Genomic DNA, 16,696 nt, shown 5'->3' with positions numbered 1-16,696 from the left:
ACGAGTTCAATCTCAGTAGTCCCGGCCCGGATAGCCGCGATACTGGCCGACGTGGAGGCCCGAACCATCGGGCGCTTATTTGGCATACACGAAGGTTGAGACAGCCGAGGGAAAATTGGACCTTCTTCGCTGGCAATTCCGCGGGACTTGACGCGGTACGGCCTACTCCAGGCCCTGATGCCGTCGCTCTGCCTCTTGGTCCTCCCGCCGGGCGTCAGCTTCGTACGACTCCGCAAGCCCGTTGAGCAGCTTCCTGGTTCGCGGCCAGGCGCGTACACGTTCGGCCTGCTCCCGGAAGGACCGGGCTAAGTGTGACTCTTGAACTCCGCCATCCAGGAGTCCCCGGCTGGTCACACCGCGTTTGTTGTAGATACCGATTCTTAGACCTCGTTCGAGGTCGCCGCTGTTGATCTCTTCAAGTAGGTCTCGGACAGCTTCCGGGACCGGCGAATCGTCCCGGTCGCGCGTGGCGAAAGCAAGTACCTGACCGATCTGCACGTCACCTACCCTGGCACGATCTCTGGCAGCCAGCTCTGCCCGTGCCGTCATCACCCACGTGCGCAGGGCAACCTTGTCGAGGCTCCCGTCGGCCGTAAGCCCGGGACACGTACGCAAAGTGTGAAGGACTCCGTAGGCACGGCTCGCGATACTGCGTCTATTTTCTTGCTCCACGGGATCTGTTGTGTCCTCCTTGGCAGCGGTGCTGGGGCGGAAGGACCACGTCACCAGATCCGCGAACGCCTCAGGGTCCTCAGCCAGCATCTTGTGCAGGGTTGGGGCCTCAGCGTCGAACCCGAGCGCAGGGAAGAGTTGCCACTCCAGACTGAGGATGCGTTGGCGCCCGACGTGCTCGTGGTGCCGGGCCAGCAGCGCGAATAGGTTCTGGAAGCGTGAACTGAGTCGCCCGATCTCAGGGTCGCTCAACCTAGCTGCGATGAGGTCTTCAAGCCCGGTGAGGACAATCTCAGCGGCCTCTGCACTGTCCCCTTCTCTGTCGTATAGGAGGATCACGTCCAGCGCCGCTGCGGGACGGCCTGCCCCCAACAGCGACCGGGCCGCATCAAGAGCTTGCGGGAAGTCGGAGCCGAGCCCGAAGTAGGAGAACTCACGCCAATAATGTTCTGCTACTTCCGGACTGAGTTCGGCGAGCTTGGACCAGGCGCTTGCTGGCTCCGGGGCGAGCCGCAGGATCATTGCCTGAGTCTGCGGAACCTCTGTGAAAGAAAGAAGCCTGTCGCGGAGATCATTCCCCTGGGCCCACATGCGCCGGCGCAGGTACCCTGTCGCAACCTCCTTTGCTGGTGAAGTGTCCTCCTCGAGCCAGGACAGCAACTCTTGGTCATGGTCCTCAGAGTGCACTGCCAGAGCGATGCCCACCAGGTCCGCGAACTCCGTTGCGCAGGCCAGCGCCAGAAGGGCCCCAAGTCCTTCGTTCGCGACCGTCTCCATAACCGCTGCGGCCCGTCGAGCGAGGATTTCCGCGTCGTAGGCGGCGAAGTCGTCACGACGCCTGAAGTCGCCGAGCGTGATCCAGTGGGATTGGAACAGCCAGGCGTGCCGCTGCACCGGATTCCGAGGCTCCAGCGCTTCGTACGCTGCTTGGAGGGGGCGAAGTTCGTCTGCGGGAAGGGCCCATGCGGTGTCCGAATACTCCTGGTGCCGGGAGATCTGATCGCGCAGTGCGTGGTGGAGAACCGCACGCCGATCGTCATCTTCCAGGCCGTCGGCCAGCTCGGTCAGCCGTTTCGCGACCTCCGCGCGGTGCTTGGGAGGGAGATCGTCGATTTTACCGATCAGGTCCACATACAGCTCGGGCGCGGCATTGAGTTCGTCGAGGAGAAGTTCGACCACGGCGGTGGTGACACTCCATCGATCATCGGGGGTGACGGCGGTGTCCTTTTTCCAGTCACGGAAACGCGGACCGGGGTGGCCAATCTGCACCGCGTGACTGTCGGGAATGAGCTGGAGGAGCAACCTGCGGCCGACTACCGGGTGCCTCCGCGCCACGCGTTGGATCACGCTGATGCGGTCCTCGGCGCCGGCGGTCGTGTTGGGAGCCCATGCGCTGAGAATCCCCACCAAACTCGCGAGGGGACGATTCGAGAGTCGGCCGCCCGGGTCCACGACGGCCAGCGCGGTCAGCACGTCGACTGCGTCATCGAGGTGCTCCGGAGACCATGCAAGGATTTCCAATGACCACAGGAACCTTGTGTGGGGAGAGCTGGATCCCAGCCCCATGTTGTCAGGCTGGTTGTCGGTGAACATGGCAGCGTGAAGAGGCGTGGTGCCACTGAGGCCCTCGTGCATCGCCTCTATGAACTCCTCCGGGGCGGCCTCAGCCAGCAGGGTGAGCACATCGCCCAGGGAACGCCACAGCCTGTACGAGTCATCAGCGTTGGCCTGCTCCAGCAGATCACGGACCATCAGCCGTGCCCATCGATCCCCCGTGATGCCTTGGGGGCCTCGCAGGTCCGCGCCCAGTGTGCCCAGGAGGGCGAGCGACTGGGCGAGCCCTGCGCGAAGGGTGCCTGAGAAGCGCGGTCTCGCGCCCATCACCCCGGCTCTCCACCGCTCGCTCGGGTCTAGGTCGAGAGTCGGGTCCGTTTCAGTCAGTACCTCCAAGACTGCCGTTCGGAAGACGTGGAGATCGTCGCTGGTTAGGGATGTACCGAGCACAGTCCAGGCATCCTCGGCTGCGAGCACGTGCCAGCTCTCTTCCAGGTGGCCGAGGAAAGGGATGTCGGTCCCGGCGGCGAGCTCTCGGGCTCGTTCCTGCAACTTCTCGTACTCAAGACCCAAGCACTGTGAAACAACACGGCGGTCTTCTCGATTTTCCCCTTGCCAGGAGTTCAGCAGGAGTAGCCGTCGGCGGACCACATCGAGCGTCGAGGCCCGTTCCGATGTGAGCGGCTCCGGGTGGTGGGCCAAGGCTCGCCGTAGCGCGAGTAGGCTGCGACGACCGAGCGTGCCGAACCGGGCCGCACGCTCGTACGACATGCCAGCTGCCTGCAGCACGGACTCGACGGCCTGGCTGTGGAGCCTGGGCACCGTCACGTCGCACGGGCCGCCGGGCATCGCCGCCCACACGAGCTGGTGAGGGCGCTGCTGCGGAACGTCCCGTGCGAGCGCCGGGTCTGCGAGGACCAAGATCAAAGGCTGGGGCTGCGCAACCAGTTGCTCGAGACTGTCCCTGCTGGAAACGAACAGCACTCGCGTCCCGACCTGACTGGAGCCCAGGATGCCTTCCTGCTCTAGCGCAGCGGCAACGAAAGCACAAACCTCGTCGGGGCGCAGATCACCACCTAGCGCGATCACCGACTGCTTGGTGGCGAGTAAGGCACTGAAGTCGGCGGCCGCCTCCTCTCTCCCGGCCAGCACCACCGTCCGGTCCAGTGGAACGCGCGTCGAACGAAGCCAACTGTCAGTCCACCACGTTTCCAGAGACCGCACGCCCGGCAGCGCTTTCCCTAGTCGGGCAGCAAGCCATGCCGTGGTGGCGGGCGCCTGTTCCAGCCAGAGGTCGATCCCGTCGAGGTTGTACCCGCGTACCTCCCGCCATCGACCATCCTCGGTGTGGCGCGCGACCCAGGTTCGAGCATCTCTCCACGTGTCGAGGACGACTTCCACGTAAGTGACGTCTTTGGTCGCGAGCCCGTTCGGCCCTTTCGTCCTCTTCTCGTAGTCTCCCTCGGCCTTGCTGTTGCCGCCGCCAACAGACAACTCCCACACGGAGGTTCCCTCGGGCACGAACGCCGATGGTCCCGACGCTGTGGCAATGCCGTCGAAACCCCCGACCGCAGTGCCGGAGCCTCCCGGCATGTCCAAGGATTCCAACCCAATTGCGGTCTCGGCTATCAAGCGCCTGACGAGCAATGGGAGCACGGTATCGAAGCCGGCGTCACCGCGTGCCTTGCGAAGATCGTCACGATCAATTGGCGGCCATGCAGTCATGCCCCGACGGTACTGCCACCCACTGACACTCATCTCGGATTCAGCTCCGTCGACGCCTCCATCGCCCGCGTCTTGGAGCTTGAGCGCCTCATCGCCGGGCGCGGCGGCCCGCTTCTTGCGCGCCCGTGCCGCCGCCGAGCCCAGAGCGGGCGGGTAAGGGCTGTCGAGGGTCGCCAGGATGAAGAGCCGGAAGTCGTACTCCAGCAGGTTCGGGTACGTCGACCAATGGAGCATGATCGATTGGGTGTGCTGGTCCGGCTGTGCTTCCGCCAGCGACCAGACACGATCCCCGACCTTCGACAGTGCCACACGGTCGGTTCCGTGCCGTACAGACCGGGTATGGAGCACTTCCCTGTCCGCGAGCTCGCTCAGTAGCGACGGCAAGGTAGCGGCACCGTCATTGGCCGTGGTCATCGCAGGTCCATCCGTCCGGCCATCAGGTCGTTGATCATTTCCGACTGGCGCCCGGTGAGCCGGCGGCGTGCCAGGTCCTGCTCGGACTGGTGGTACTGCCCCACCAGGTCCTGGAGTCGCTCATGATGCACCGCGTGTCGCGCGTTCCACGTCGCCACGTCGGTATGCACCTTCAGGATGCTCACCTGGTCCAGTGCGGCTATTTGCAGCGGGAGTTGGTGGGGCAGCGCGCGGGTGTTCTCGCATCCCAGGCAAGCCAGGAACGATTCCGCGCAGGGTTCGCCCGGAGGGGCCCCCGGGCTGTTGAGGTGATCGGTGCACCCCGCCAGCACGGTGTCCTGTTCACCGGAGACCAGACGTCGGAGGACCGTAGGATCCAGCTCGGCGTCCCGGGCGGCGCCCCCCAGGTCGGAGGCGGCCCGGGCAACCAGCGCGGCCGGCAGTACGGCGATGCTGCGTTGCTTACGGGCAGCGGCTACTTGGGAGCGCAGCGCGTCCGCGACAACGACGCGGGACTGGGTGGCGACGTCCTGGCTGCGGGCGAGGTAGTGGTCGTTCATGGTGGACCGGCTGTGGGCCACCGGGCGCCGCTTGCGCTCGATGCCGGTCTGCCGCAGCCGCCGCGCCTCCACCGGCTCGACTCCGTCCTTGGTGGGCTCCTTGGTAGGAAATCCGTGCTGAACGGACCATCGGGCGATGTTCTTGGCGTCGGCCCCACGCGTCCAGCGTTTCGCTCCGGATGTCTGCGTCCGGAATCCGGCGAAGGCCGAGCTGTGGCCGCCGTGGCGCCTGGCGAGCTGAGTCAGCTCCAGCAGTAGCTGGTAGACCCGTAGCGGTGAACGAAACAGCCGGGGCTCTGGATCATCGGCGACCAGCAGAACGGCCAGTTCTTCCGGCACATCTTCCACGGGTGTCACCATGTGCTCGCGCTCCGGGCCTCGCCGGGGCTTGGATGCCTTGATCAGCGCGATCTGGGGAACGCCCTCAACTCCACCATCCGGCCGGTAGTGCGCGGCGGGCCAGGCCGCCACCGTGCCGAAGTTCTCCGCGGTCAATGCCGTCAGCAACAGGCCGAACGCCGTCAACTCCCGTGAGGAAAGGCACAACCGCCGAGTGATCTCCTGGGATCCTCCCAGCTTCCACACCACGCTCACCATGGTGCCTCCAGGCGTGCGTGGAAGATCGCCAGTGCGCTCGAAGACGTCCAGCAGCATGCCGAGCTCGTGGTCTGGATGCCCGGATCTGATCTGCCCGGCTCGGTAACGGGCCAGGAGATGCTGGCCGGCCCGGATGCGGTCCCGCGCCACCCGAATGTCGTGCCGCAGGGCGACCATGATCCGCTGCATGGCGTCGTCGTCGTACTCCGGGACGTCGGAAAGCGCTGTCACCTCCGGCATCCGCTCCTTGTACAGCGCGTCTCGCACCTCCTTCGACAGCTTCTTGTCATCGCGCCACAGCTGCCGGAGCCGATGAAGGTGGGTGCATTGAGAGGCGGCGTTTCGTCCTTCCGTGCGCGTCCACAGCTCCAGCACGTGCGCCTCGGTGACGTCGCTGAGAGCGCGGTCAGAACGGGAGATCTACGGCGTCACCTGCCGCGAGGTTCCATGCGGCTGACGAGGACGTGTCGCTCGTTGCGTCGCACACCTCGAACGCCTCCCGCCGGACTTTCAAGCCCGCAGTGTCCTCGCCCCATGCGGTGAGCGCTTCGATGGCTCGTTCCCGGTACTGCCATAGGGCGCTGACGGCCAGCGTCTCTCGCAGGACTGGGGCCATGGCTTTCCGGTGGTGGTGCAGCCGAGGGTCGTCCAGCAGCGGGATGCAGGCGGCGAGTGCTGCCTCACGGACGTGCAGGTCGTGGTCGTCGAAGCAGGCGGAAGCGGCCGAGAAGAGCAGCGGACGGATCTCGCGGGTCTGGACGAACGGAGGGTAGTCCTCGGGCGGGAAGCCGAAGCGGCGCATCGTCGCCTCGGCCTGGTCGTCGGCGGCGTTGGCCACCGAGTCCAGCCAGCCGAGGAGTTCGGCGCGCATCGGTCCGGGGAAGTCTCGGGGCCCTTTCTCGACGGGCAGGGCGGTGCGCGGGTCAAGGAGGATCGCGGCCACGTAGAGCGCGGCCGGGGCCGTTGCGACGTAGAGGGTGTTCTGGTGGTGCACCACGTGGTGCAGGTGGTCCAGGGCCCGGGATCTCACACGCTGGTCGACGTCCAACAGCGCGGCGAGCTGTGTGGGGGTGTCCTCTGCTGTCCCGTAGGCGTGCTCCAGGCCGCCCCAGTCAGTTTCGGCCAGCACCACGGCTGGATCGGGCAGGGGATCCAGGCTCACTGATGCTCCTGCCAGGCTCGGTCCATAGCTTTGGCTGACGCGTCTTGGGTGAGCTTCTCGATCTCCGTAGGCGCTTCCCGCTCGTCGAGGACGAAGAGCCGGCCATTGACGAGTCTGGTCGTGGGCTTCCAGCCCAGACGGTTGCCCGCCTCACGGGCAGCCCGCCGGACGTCCTTGAGCTCACCCATCTCTGCGAGATCGTCGCCGTTCAGGATCAGCTGTCCGTAGTAGCCCACGTACTGCGGCTTCAGTGCAGCCCGCATCATCGACTCAAGCCGGCCAACCAGCTTCTCGTACCTTCGCCGGGCCAGCTCGTCCTTTGCGGGCATCTCGCACAGCTCCCCACCTCTGCCCGCAGCGGCATGTGTGCCATATGTGTGCTGCGAGCACGAAGGCCCTCCCGTCCGACGGACGGAAGGGCCTCTGACCTGGTGTTTCTCTGTGCCCCCGGCAGGATTCGAACCTGCGACACCCGCTTTAGGAGTGGGATCGAAGTCCTGCCGGGGGGTGCCTGAGTCTGCCGCGTGGTGCTGTCCGGCCTGGTCAGCGCCACGCGGCTTCTTAGCCGGTCCGGCTCGTGGTGCCTTGTGCTGGACCGTCCGCTCACGCATCGCTCACGCATTTCGGCCTTCCGGCCGGCGTCTCCCATCAAACGTCGTCACGCCGCAGGAGCCCCTTCGGTTGGGCACATGCCACACCGTAGACCTCGTCGTGCCTATCGATGAGCCCCCGCCAGCACCCCTCCTCCCCGTCCCCTGAGAGCCGGGGTATCGGCAGGCAGCCTCCCAGTCCCGTGGAAGGCGGGAGGCGAATTGTGGCCGAGTGCGCTGTATTTGATCAAAAAGCGCCTTGGCCCGACTCAGCCCCTCCTGTAAGCACTGACTCAAAGGATCAGCTCCACCCGCTATGGGCTGATCCGGAGGGGGTTCTGATGGTGATCAAGGTGCTGCCCGTTTCGGAGTCGCAGACCGACTTGCTTGACGCAGCCGTTTCGCTGGGGGACAGGTACACGAGGACGCTCGGTCTGCTGACGCCTCCGGCTTACCGCAAGGCGGCGGAGGACGGCGGTCTGCTGGTGGCGCTCGACGGGGACGAACTGCTTGGCTACGCACTGTTCGGGCTGCCCAAGCGGAGCCCCCACGTGAGGCTGGCGCATCTGTGTGTGGCGGAGGAACACCGTGGCAAAGGGGTTGCTCGTCTACTGATCCAGACGATCCGAGAGCGCCACTCGCAACGGCTCGGCATCAAGGCGAAGTGCCGTCGCGACTACGACCTCAGCGGAATGTGGTCGAGTCTGGGCTTCGTGCCCCGAGGGGAGGCGCTCGGGCGCGGGCGTGACAAGGAGACTCTGGACGGCTGGTGGCTGGACCTCGGGCATGCTGACCTCTTTGCCGAAGTGGAGAGCGACGCGCTGCTGGTCGTGACCGTGGATCACGGAGTGTTCGCGGACATCGGGGGCGGGAAGCCGGGTGGCGAGGCGGAGGAGTCTCGGGCTCTAGAAGCAGGCTGGCTCGCAGACCTCATCGAGCTCGCTTTCACACCTCAGCTGCTGAGGGATGTGCGGGACGTCGCAGCCCATGCAGAACGGCAGCACCAGCGAGCTGCTCTGCCGAGCATGCGCCAGATCACTCCGGATCCTGATGCTGTGGCCTCACGCCACGGCGAGCTGATGACTGCCATTTCCGAGAGGCTGCCGAATCTGCAGCTGGACGCGACCCTGCGGAGCCGGCTGCACTACGTCGCTGAGACTTCCTGCGCCGGTCTTCAGGTTCTAGCCACCAGGGATCCACTGCTGTTCCTGCTGGCAGACGTCGCCTGGGAGGTGGCCGGAGTAAAGGTGGTGTCCCCGGCGGTCGTGACCCTGCATGTCGACGAATTGCGGCAGGCGCAGGTCTACCGGCCTGCGGATCTGTTGGGCACTGAGTTCTCGGCAGGGGAGGTTGCTCAGGGAGCCGAAGGCGAACTGGTCGCGTTCTTCGATCAGGCGGACGGCGACAGCGGCTCCGCCTTCGAGGAGCGGCTCAGAGCGCTGGGGACGGATTCGGTGCTTTGGCGTCGAGAACTGCTGCGGGATGGGGAGGGGCACCCAGTCGCCTTGTACGTATGGGCTCTTGATGGCAGAACGTTGACCGTCCCCGTACTACGGACCGCCTCACACGTCCTGGAGGAGACGCTGGCCCGGCAGTTGCTGTTCATGCTCAAGCGCCTCGGCCGAGAAGGAGGCGCCCAGGTGGTGCGCATCACTGATCAGCGCCCCTCGCCCGTGGCCCGGGCAGCCGCCGGGGACGACGGCTTCTTCGAGCAAGCCGACGGGCTGACTGCGCTGCTGGTCGACGTGTGCGGTGCGGCCACTGAAGTCTCTTCCGCTGCCAGGGAAATCGCAGGGCGCCTGACCGTTGACATCACCGCGCTTCACGCCGGCCTTCCGCCCGAGGTGGCAAGTGTGGTCGAGCGCGCCTGGTGGCCGGCGAAAGTCACTGACTCCTTGATGCCTTCCTTCCTCGTGCCCATCGAACCGCGCTGGTCGGCAGAACTGTTCAACGTTCCGGCCATGTTGTTGCCGCGGAGCGACGTCCTGGGCATCAGTAGGGAGCACGTCTACTACCGCTCGTCCGGGCACCGAAGCGAGAGCGTCCCCGCGCGGCTGCTCTGGTATGTCAGCAGGGGAACGTCGGGCGCTCAGGGCAAGATGGTGATCGGCAGCTCCCGGTTGGACGAGGTGCTGATCGACGAGCCGGATGCCCTGTTCTCGCAATTCGAACACCTGGGCGTATATGGTCGGAGTGAAGTGCGATCGGCGGCTGATTCCTCGGGTCGTTCCATGGCATTGAGGTTCTCGGACACCGAGATCTTCCCGAGGCCGGTGACGCTGGGGCGTTTGAACGTACTCGCCCAGAGCCTGGGGCTACCGTTGTCGCTGATGTCGCTGTCGAAGATCAGCAGTGCGCTGTTCCAGGCGGTCTACGAAGAGGGGCACCGAAAGACGTGAGCCATTCGGAACGCGCGATGCTGCTGTCCGTCCACCCTCGATTCGCCACGGCGATCCTGGCCGGGAGTAAGACAGTGGAGGTCCGGAGGCAGCGCGTTGCCGCTCCTCCCGGCACCGCCGTACTCCTGTACGCCACGGCGCCCACGATGGCCATCGTGGGTGTGGCCCGCATCGCAGCGGTCCAGGTGGCCTCACCCAGGGAGGTGTGGTCGGTCAGTCGTACTCGGGCGGGCATCAGCAGGCGCGAATACGACGAGTACATGAGCGGCGCTGTCCAGGCCAGCGGTCTCACTCTGGAGGACCCGGTCACCTTCAGCGACCCCGTTCCCCTGAGTGCTCTGAGGGCCGCTGGTTCGTTCCACCCGCCGCAGAGCTATCGGTACTTGAAGAGCGATGATCTGCGGCAGATGGCAAAGGCTGCGCCCACGGCGAACGCCACCCTGCGCGATGTGCTCAGCGAACTTGTACCCGCCTAGTTTCCGTGGGCCGGATCAAGATCAACGGTGCTGGCCTTGACCGCAGTGTTCAGCGCGATCAGCGCCGCAAGTGCGGAAAGCGCGGCGAGCAGAGCGAAGTAGACTGAATAGCCACCGAGTGGTGAGGCCAGCGCCGCGCCGGCGAACGGGGCGAGCGCTGCGGCCGTGGTCGCAGGTGCTGCGAGGAGTCCGGACAGGCGGCCGTAGTGGGTGGTGCCCCAGCGGTCGGTGATGGCGGTCGCTTGTAGCAAGGTGAGGTTGCCGCGAACCATCCCGGCTGCGACCGACAAGGCGACCAACAGGGCGTAGGGGCCGGGTGTGAAGGCGAGGGTGGCTGTGGTGACGCCGCCGAGCGCGATCAGCGTGGTGGTGCGCGCGATGACCCTGGTGTGGCGGGCGAGTGTCGCGTACAAGGTGCGGCCAAGGGTTTGGCCCGCGCCGCCCAGGCCGAGCGCCCAGGCGGCCTGGCTGGTGGAGTACCCCCGCTCCAGTAGAAGCGGGACCAGGGCGACGACGACGGCGTAGACAGTGAATGCGGAGAGGGTCAGTGCGGTGGCCAGCATCCAGAATGGCCGGCTGCGCGACACTGCGGTCGAGGATTCGCCGGCGTGAGCTGTCGCGGGCGGTGCCTCGGGCCAGGGTGCTTTCAGTGCCAGGGCGTGGGCGGGCACGGTCACCGCAGCGAGGATGAGGGCGAGGACGGCATACGTGGCCCGCCAGGTCAGGTGGTCGGCGAGCATGGCCGTCAGGGGTGCGAAGACGGTCGAAGCCAGTCCACCGGCGAGGGTGACGACGGTAAGGGTGCGGACGTGATCGGGTGCCCACCAGCGGGTCAGTGCGGCGAAGGCAGGCTGGTAGAAGGTGGCCGCCATGGCCAGTCCTGCCAGCATCCAGCCGGTGAAGAACACCGGCAGGTTGGGGGCGGCGGCAATGACGAGGAGGCTGGCCACGCCGAGGACGGAACCAGCGGTCATGACGGTGCGCGGACCGCGGTGGTCGATGATCCGGCCGACTCGGATCCCGGCGAAGGCGGAGATGAGCAAGGCTGCGGAGAATGCGGCTGTCGTGGCGCCGGTGGGCCAGCCGGCATCTGCAGTGATGGCTGGGTTCAGGACGGGGAAGGCGTAGTAGATGACGCCCCAGCTGGTGATCTGTGTGGCGCACAGAGCGGGAAGTACGGCGCGGGGCCGCGACCGGTCCCCTGTTCCGGTCGCGGCCCCGTGGGCGTCGAGCTTGGTCACGGGCAGCAGCCACCAGCCTCGACGGGCGCTGGCGGGCCTGCTTCGGTGACGGGGCCCGCGCAGCAGATGCTGTTCTTCTGCTTGGCCATTGAGTCGGCGTCTGCCTTGACGACGTAGACCTCCCACGGTTCCTTGCCGGGGCCGTGGACCCAGACCTTGTCCTGGAGGGCGTAGCAGCAGGTGGTGTCGTTCTCGATGTCGGTCCCCAGCCCTTGGTCCTGGAGGCGGGTCGTGGCGGAGTGGACTTCTTCGGTGGTGGCGACTTCGACGCCGAGGTGGTCCATGCGTGTGTCTGCGTCCGGTGTGCCCTGGACGAGGACCAGCTTGAGCGGTGGATCGGCTATGGCGAAGTTGGCGTACCCGTTGCGCAGTTTGGCCGGCTCGGTGCCGAAGAGCTTGCTGTAGAAGGTGATCGATGCTTGGAGGTCGGGGACGCGCAAGGCGAGTTGTATGCGTGACATGACGTTCCTCCAGACTCGGAGCGGTAGCGCCCAGGCCGGGAGCGGCCTGGGCACGGTGTTTCAGGACCCGCAGCACCCACCGGACGACGTGTCCTCGGCGGCTGCGACCGGCACGGAGATGCCGGTGCCGATCTGTACGAGGGCGGGTGCCGGAGCGCAGCAGCCGCCTTCGTCGGCCTGGCCGGCGGCGGGGTCGTCGAAGAGTCCGGCACCGCCGCAGACTCCGGTTTCGGGGAGGGTGAGTTCGACGCGGTCGGCGGCCTCAGTGTCACCGGCGATGGCGGCGGTGACGGAGCGGACCTGTTCGTAGCCGGTCATGGCGAGGAAGGTGGGGGCGCGGCCGTAGGACTTCATGCCGACGAGGTAGACGCCCTTTTCGGGGTGGGACAGCTCGCGGTGGCCGTGCGGGTAAACGGTGCCGCAGGAGTGCTGGTTCGGGTCGATGAGCGGTGCGAGCTCCACCGGCGCCTGCAGGCGCTCGTCCTGGGCGAGGCGGAGCTCGGACAGGAAGGACAGGTCGGGGCGCAGGCCCGTCAGGACGATGACCTCGTCCACCGGATCGAGGCGCCGGCCGTCCTCACCGACGAGGACCAGGCGGTCGTTGTCGGTGCGCTCGATGACTTCGGTGCGGAAGCCGGTGACGGCGTCGGCGTACCCGTCGTCGACGGCGGCTTTGGCGGCCAGGCCCAGGGCGCCTCGGGCGGGAAGCTGGTCGGCGCTGCCCCCGCCGAAGGTGGAGCCGCTGATACCGCGGCGCAGGATCCACACGGAGTGCGTATCCGGTTCGTTCTTTGCGAGGTCGGCGAGGGTGGCCAGTGCGGTGAACGCGGAGGCCCCGGAACCGATGACGGCGGTGCGCTTTCCCGTGTACCGGGCCCGGACTGCGGGGTCCTTGAGGTCAGGGATGCGGTAGGAGATGCGGGCGGAGGCGGCGTGTTCGCCCAGGGCGGGGAGACCGTCGGCGCCGATAGGGCTGGGGGTGGACCAGGTACCGGACGCGTCGATCACGGCCCGGCCAAGGATCCGCTCCTCGGTGCCGTCGGCGAGCGTGAGGCGGATAGTGAAGGGCTGCTGCTCTCGGTCGGCGTCGACGATCCGGTCCCGGCCGAGGCGCGAGACGCCGGTGACGGTGGCGCCGTAGCGGACCTTGTCTTCGAGGACGTCGGCGAGCGGCTGGAGGTACTGCTCGGCCCAGTCTCCGCCCGTGGGGTAGATCTCCGCGGCGGGCTTGGTCCAGCCGGTCGGCGCCAGGAGTTTCTCGGCGGCGGGATCGGTCAGTTCGTTCCAGGTGGAGAAGAGCCGTACGTGCGACCAGGCGCGCACCGCGGTGGCCGCGGAGGACCCGGCTTCCAGGACCAGCGGTTCGATGCCTCGCTCGACGAGGTGGGCGGCGGCTGCGAGCCCGGCAGGGCCGGCGCCGATGACGACTACCGGAAGGTTTGCAGTGGTGGTCATGGCGGTGATGTCCTCCGGGATGGGCGACCGCACCCGGCCGCTGTTTTGATTGCTGTCTATATTCGAAGCTTGCCACTCGCATTGATGAGTGTCAACATAGACGCATGTCGAAATCAGAGGTAGTGGAGCTGCCGGTTCTGGACCCCGCAACGGTGGTGCCATGCTGCCCGCCGATCACTGCGGGAGAGCTGTCGCAGGATGACGCGGAGCGGATGGCCCTGATGTTCAAGGCGCTGTCCGACCCAATCCGGCTTCGGCTGTTCTCCAGAGTCGCCTCACATCCCGGCGGCGAGGCGTGTGTGTGCGACATCCAGGACGTCGGCGTCTCCCAGCCGACGGTCTCCCATCACCTGAAGAAGCTGCGCGAGGCTGGCCTGCTTACCTCGGAGCGACGCGGAACCTGGGTCTACTACCAGGTAGCCCCGTCCGTCGTGGCGGCCATGGCCGCCATGCTTGACCTGCGCAGCTGACCTCCCGCCCGCCCCTGCGGGTCAAGTGGCGCAGTCGGGCGGGCAGCAGGTCGCCAGATACGCCTGGAGCGCGGAGAGGCGCTGGGCCATCGTGGCACCGTCGGCCCGGTAGTAGACCTGCTTGCCGTCCTTGCGGGAGATCACCAAGCCACCGCGGCGCAGCAGGCTCAAGTGCTCCGAGGTGGTCGACGGCTTCAGGGCACAGCGGTCGGCGATCTCGCCGACCGTCAGCTCGATCCCGCCGGCGAACTGATGCAGCACTTTCTGGCGGGTTTCGCTGGCCAGTGCCTTGAGGAAGTCGGCCGTCGCCGGATCCACGCGGGTCGTACCAGCGCCGTCTTCTGTCACAGCTTCCTGCCCAACATTTCGTCACATCCCGAAATAACGACTAAAGCGAAGGGTCCACTTTCTCATGGAGCATGCCGATCTCATCGTCATCGGCGCCGGACAGTCCGGCTTGGCCACCGCTGCCCTTGCCCCGCGTCATGGCTTCACCCGCGTGCTGGTCCTGGAAGCCGCGGAGAAGCCGGGCGGGTCTTGGCCGCGCTACTACGACAGCCTCACGCTGTTCTCCCCGGCCCGGTACTCCTCCCTTCCCGGCATGCCGTTCCCCGGCGACCAGGACCGCTACCCGCGCCGGGACGAAGTCGTGGACTACCTGCGCGACTACGCCAAACGCCTGCCCGCCGACATCCGCACCTCGACCTCCGTCACCTCTGTAGCGCAGCAGGACGGTGCCTGGTCCGTGCTTGCCAGCGACGGGCGGAAGTTCACGGCCGGGGCGGTCGTCGCCGCGACCGGCGACTACGGCACGCCCTTCACTCCGGACCTCCCTGGCCGCCAGGACTTCGGCGGCCAGGCACTGCACGCCGCTGACTACCGCAGTCCCGACGTGTTCGCGGGGAAGCGGGTCGTCGTGGTCGGCGGAGGCAACTCCGCGATTCAGATTGCTGCGGACCTCGGCGTGGTCGCTGACACCACCCTGGCCAGCCGGCGCCCGATCGCTTGGGCACCTCAGCGCCCGCTCGGTCGGGATCTGCACTGGTGGCTCAAGCGCACCCGGCTCGACGTCGCATCGATCCGTCCCCTGCTCGCGAAGGTACCGGTCTCCGTGATCGACGACGGCAGCTACCGCACCGCGCTGGAGAGGTACGGCGTCGACCGCCGTGACATGTTCAGCCGGCTCACCACCGATGGCGTCGTCTGGGTCGATGGGGCCAAAGAGGCAGTTGACGTGCTCGTGTTCGCCACCGGCTACCGCCTCTCGTTCCCCTACCTGACCAGCTCGGGAACCCTCGACGAGACGGGGGCACCCCGGCATCGCGACGGAGTGTCCACCGCGGCGCCAGGACTGGGCTTCGTAGGCATGGAATTTCAGCGCAGCTTCTCCTCGAAAACTCTGCGCGGAGTGGGCCGTGACGCCGACTACCTCCTTCAGAGGCTGGCACCCGCCCGCCGTTGATCTTCAGGCGGTGCCGCTCTGGGGCCACAGTGCCTCGAACTCGCTCACCTCTTCAGGGCTGAGGTGGCTGGGGCCCAGGATCTTCACCAGCGTTGTGTCCCAAGGCCGCGTGCCGCTGTAGTTGGGGGTCAGCAGTACGCCCACGCTGCACAGCGACTCCGGACGCCCTGTGCGTTCGCCGACCTGATGGTGACGCAGCATGACGTAGCTGCCGAACGACGCTTCCACGTACTTGTCGAACCGCGTCCCGCACACAAAGAGCATCTGCCGGTCACCATCCGCCTCTTCGTGGAGCTGACGCCGGGATCGCCATTTCACGTGGCCCTCGGGGGCCTGCTCTACGTCGTCGAGCATGTCCAGGAGCAGCTGACCCCATTCCTCGCGCATGCCGACGGGGAGCCGGTCGAGGTCGGCGAGCACCATGAGCCGGTCGCTCTCCGCGACGCCGTCGCGCAGCATGCTGGTCGCCACGTCTTCGAGCACGACCCGGATGACCAGGTGAGCGTTGGTCTCCCCGCCGCCGGCCGGCACCTGGGGCAGCAAGGGCGTGGAGAAGCGGCGGCCTCCGGGCCCGACGAGTTCCGTGTCGATATCCACGGGCGGTGCGGCGGCGTCCGCCGCCGCTAGTTGGTAGTAGCGCACCGGCTCGTCGCCGAGGGCGATGGGCGGCTCTCCGGCCACCCGGAACAAGTAATCCAGGACTGCGGTGGTGGAGCGCAACTGGTCGAAGAGAAAGTCCCAGTCCCGGCGGGTTAGCGTCAGCGCGGGCATGCCAATGGGCTCGAACCTGGGCACCGTCTCGTCGGGGACATGCTCGTGATCGAGCAGGGACACAGCCATCCACTCGTAGGCGTGGCCTGCCACCGACAGTGTCGTGCCTCGCCCGTTGACCATGTCGGCCGCCTGGAGGCGCAGCATGCGCACAGTCCCTTTGGCCTGGCTCATGGCCTTCTTGGTCACCTTCTGGATCCAGGCCCGCTCTTCCTCGTCGCCCTTCGGCTTCACGGTGCGGCTCTTGATCTGGATGACCGCACCACGCTTGCCGCTGAGCAGCAACCGATCGCCGAGTTCCCGCTGCCCCGAGCCCTTGCGGGTAAGCGAGGACTGAAACACGAAGTCGGGCAGACCCCAGGTGGCAGCCGCTGTATGCGCTGCCTTCTCGGCGCCGATGCCCGGTTCCACATCGGTGGGCAGGGGCATGGCCCGTGGTATTCGGCGCACGTGTGTGCCGGCGGGAGTCTCGATGATGAGGCTCACGGAGTCATTGCCGGGGTCGGTAAAGCGCCACAGGGCGTCAGACACAGTCACAGCGCTCATTAGAAGCCTTTTGGCAGCTCAAGTACCCATATTTTCAAAGGTCGGCATCACCCGGTCGAGGTTCCGCAGCAAGCTACTGGGCGCAAAGTGGCGTCGAGGTCGGCTGGTTACCCCGTCGCAGACACGTGACGTCCCTGTCAG

General features: G+C 66.7%; 13 protein-coding genes. 4 read left to right on the top strand and 9 right to left on the bottom strand.

Annotation, left to right across the window (positions count from 1 at the left end):
- Window positions 1-162: 162 nt before the first annotated feature.
- The 4 genes from JGS39_RS12610 to JGS39_RS12595 all read right to left on the bottom strand — a co-directional run bounded on the left by JGS39_RS12610 (window position 163) and on the right by JGS39_RS12595 (window position 7,013).
- Window positions 163-4,365 carry a hypothetical protein gene (locus JGS39_RS12610; protein WP_219568954.1) on the bottom strand — a complete coding sequence of 1,401 codons (4,203 nt, stop codon included), beginning with the start codon at window positions 4,363-4,365 and terminating at the stop codon, window positions 163-165.
- A complete protein-coding gene (locus tag JGS39_RS12605) occupies window positions 4,362-5,753 on the bottom strand; it encodes a hypothetical protein (protein WP_219568953.1) in 1,392 nt (463 codons plus the stop codon). The genes JGS39_RS12610 and JGS39_RS12605 overlap by 4 nt, the downstream gene beginning before the upstream one ends.
- Window positions 5,754-5,928: 175 nt before the next feature.
- Window positions 5,929-6,684 (bottom strand): hypothetical protein, encoded by a 756-nt coding sequence (locus JGS39_RS12600; protein ID WP_219568952.1) that lies wholly within the window; start codon window positions 6,682-6,684, stop codon window positions 5,929-5,931.
- Entirely contained in the window at window positions 6,681-7,013 is a 333-nt protein-coding gene (locus tag JGS39_RS12595; protein WP_219568951.1) for a hypothetical protein, read from the bottom strand. Before JGS39_RS12595 ends, JGS39_RS12600 begins: the two co-directional genes overlap by 4 nt.
- A 602-nt stretch (window positions 7,014-7,615) precedes the next feature.
- Between JGS39_RS12595 and JGS39_RS12590 the strand changes: the two genes are divergently transcribed.
- Both JGS39_RS12590 and JGS39_RS12585 read left to right on the top strand, forming a co-directional pair.
- Window positions 7,616-9,673, top strand: a complete 2,058-nt coding sequence (locus tag JGS39_RS12590) for a GNAT family N-acetyltransferase (protein WP_219568950.1) — start codon at window positions 7,616-7,618, stop codon at window positions 9,671-9,673.
- Complete coding sequence (locus JGS39_RS12585) at window positions 9,670-10,149, top strand: ASCH domain-containing protein (RefSeq protein WP_308120369.1); 480 nt, start codon at window positions 9,670-9,672, stop codon at window positions 10,147-10,149. The genes JGS39_RS12590 and JGS39_RS12585 overlap by 4 nt, the downstream gene beginning before the upstream one ends.
- On the opposite strand, the gene JGS39_RS12580 is transcribed toward JGS39_RS12585, so the two are convergent.
- The 3 genes from JGS39_RS12580 to JGS39_RS12570 are packed head-to-tail and all read right to left on the bottom strand — an operon-like array spanning window position 10,146 to window position 13,306.
- Complete coding sequence (locus JGS39_RS12580; RefSeq protein WP_219568949.1) at window positions 10,146-11,390, bottom strand: MFS transporter; 1,245 nt, start codon at window positions 11,388-11,390, stop codon at window positions 10,146-10,148. The genes JGS39_RS12585 and JGS39_RS12580 overlap by 4 nt on opposite strands.
- A complete protein-coding gene (locus JGS39_RS12575; protein ID WP_219568948.1) occupies window positions 11,387-11,851 on the bottom strand; it encodes an ArsI/CadI family heavy metal resistance metalloenzyme in 465 nt (154 codons plus the stop codon). The genes JGS39_RS12580 and JGS39_RS12575 overlap by 4 nt, the downstream gene beginning before the upstream one ends.
- Before the next feature lie 60 nt (window positions 11,852-11,911).
- Window positions 11,912-13,306: an NAD(P)-binding domain-containing protein gene (locus JGS39_RS12570; RefSeq protein WP_219568947.1), complete on the bottom strand. Its 1,395-nt coding sequence runs from the start codon at window positions 13,304-13,306 to the stop codon at window positions 11,912-11,914.
- Between the two features lie 104 nt (window positions 13,307-13,410).
- Here JGS39_RS12570 and JGS39_RS12565 point away from each other — a divergent pair, with 104 nt between their 5' ends.
- Window positions 13,411-13,776 (top strand): ArsR/SmtB family transcription factor, encoded by a 366-nt coding sequence (locus tag JGS39_RS12565; protein WP_124277469.1) that lies wholly within the window; start codon window positions 13,411-13,413, stop codon window positions 13,774-13,776.
- 21 nt (window positions 13,777-13,797) lie between these two features.
- Here JGS39_RS12565 and JGS39_RS12560 read toward each other — a convergent pair whose 3' ends face one another.
- Window positions 13,798-14,124 carry an ArsR/SmtB family transcription factor gene (locus JGS39_RS12560; RefSeq protein WP_241195295.1) on the bottom strand — a complete coding sequence of 109 codons (327 nt, stop codon included), beginning with the start codon at window positions 14,122-14,124 and terminating at the stop codon, window positions 13,798-13,800.
- Between the two features lie 64 nt (window positions 14,125-14,188).
- Between JGS39_RS12560 and JGS39_RS12555 the strand changes: the two genes are divergently transcribed.
- Window positions 14,189-15,238: a flavin-containing monooxygenase gene (locus JGS39_RS12555; protein WP_219568946.1), complete on the top strand. Its 1,050-nt coding sequence runs from the start codon at window positions 14,189-14,191 to the stop codon at window positions 15,236-15,238.
- Between the two features lie 3 nt (window positions 15,239-15,241).
- On the opposite strand, the gene JGS39_RS12550 is transcribed toward JGS39_RS12555, so the two are convergent.
- Complete coding sequence (locus JGS39_RS12550) at window positions 15,242-16,540, bottom strand: hypothetical protein (RefSeq protein WP_219568945.1); 1,299 nt, start codon at window positions 16,538-16,540, stop codon at window positions 15,242-15,244.
- Between the last annotated feature and the right edge of the window lie 156 nt (window positions 16,541-16,696).

The organism is Streptomyces poriferorum, assembly GCF_019399235.1.
GTDB lineage: Bacteria > Actinomycetota > Actinomycetes > Streptomycetales > Streptomycetaceae > Streptomyces > Streptomyces poriferorum.
Note: the sequence above shows the minus strand (reverse complement) of the source record. Positions and strands in the feature narration are given on the sequence as shown.

Excerpts from the sequence above, each read along its gene's own strand:
- JGS39_RS12570 (WP_219568947.1), bottom strand. The coding sequence starts at position 13,306 with ATGACCACCACTGCAAACCTTCCGGTAGTCGTCATCGGCGCCGGCCCT.
- JGS39_RS12595 (WP_219568951.1), bottom strand. The coding sequence starts at position 7,013 with ATGCCCGCAAAGGACGAGCTGGCCCGGCGAAGGTACGAGAAGCTGGTT.
- JGS39_RS12575 (WP_219568948.1), bottom strand. The coding sequence starts at position 11,851 with ATGTCACGCATACAACTCGCCTTGCGCGTCCCCGACCTCCAAGCATCG.
- JGS39_RS12590 (WP_219568950.1), top strand. The coding sequence starts at position 7,616 with ATGGTGATCAAGGTGCTGCCCGTTTCGGAGTCGCAGACCGACTTGCTT.
- JGS39_RS12555 (WP_219568946.1), top strand. The coding sequence starts at position 14,189 with ATGGAGCATGCCGATCTCATCGTCATCGGCGCCGGACAGTCCGGCTTG.
- JGS39_RS12565 (WP_124277469.1), top strand. The coding sequence starts at position 13,411 with ATGTCGAAATCAGAGGTAGTGGAGCTGCCGGTTCTGGACCCCGCAACG.
- JGS39_RS12610 (WP_219568954.1), bottom strand. The coding sequence starts at position 4,365 with ATGACCACGGCCAATGACGGTGCCGCTACCTTGCCGTCGCTACTGAGC.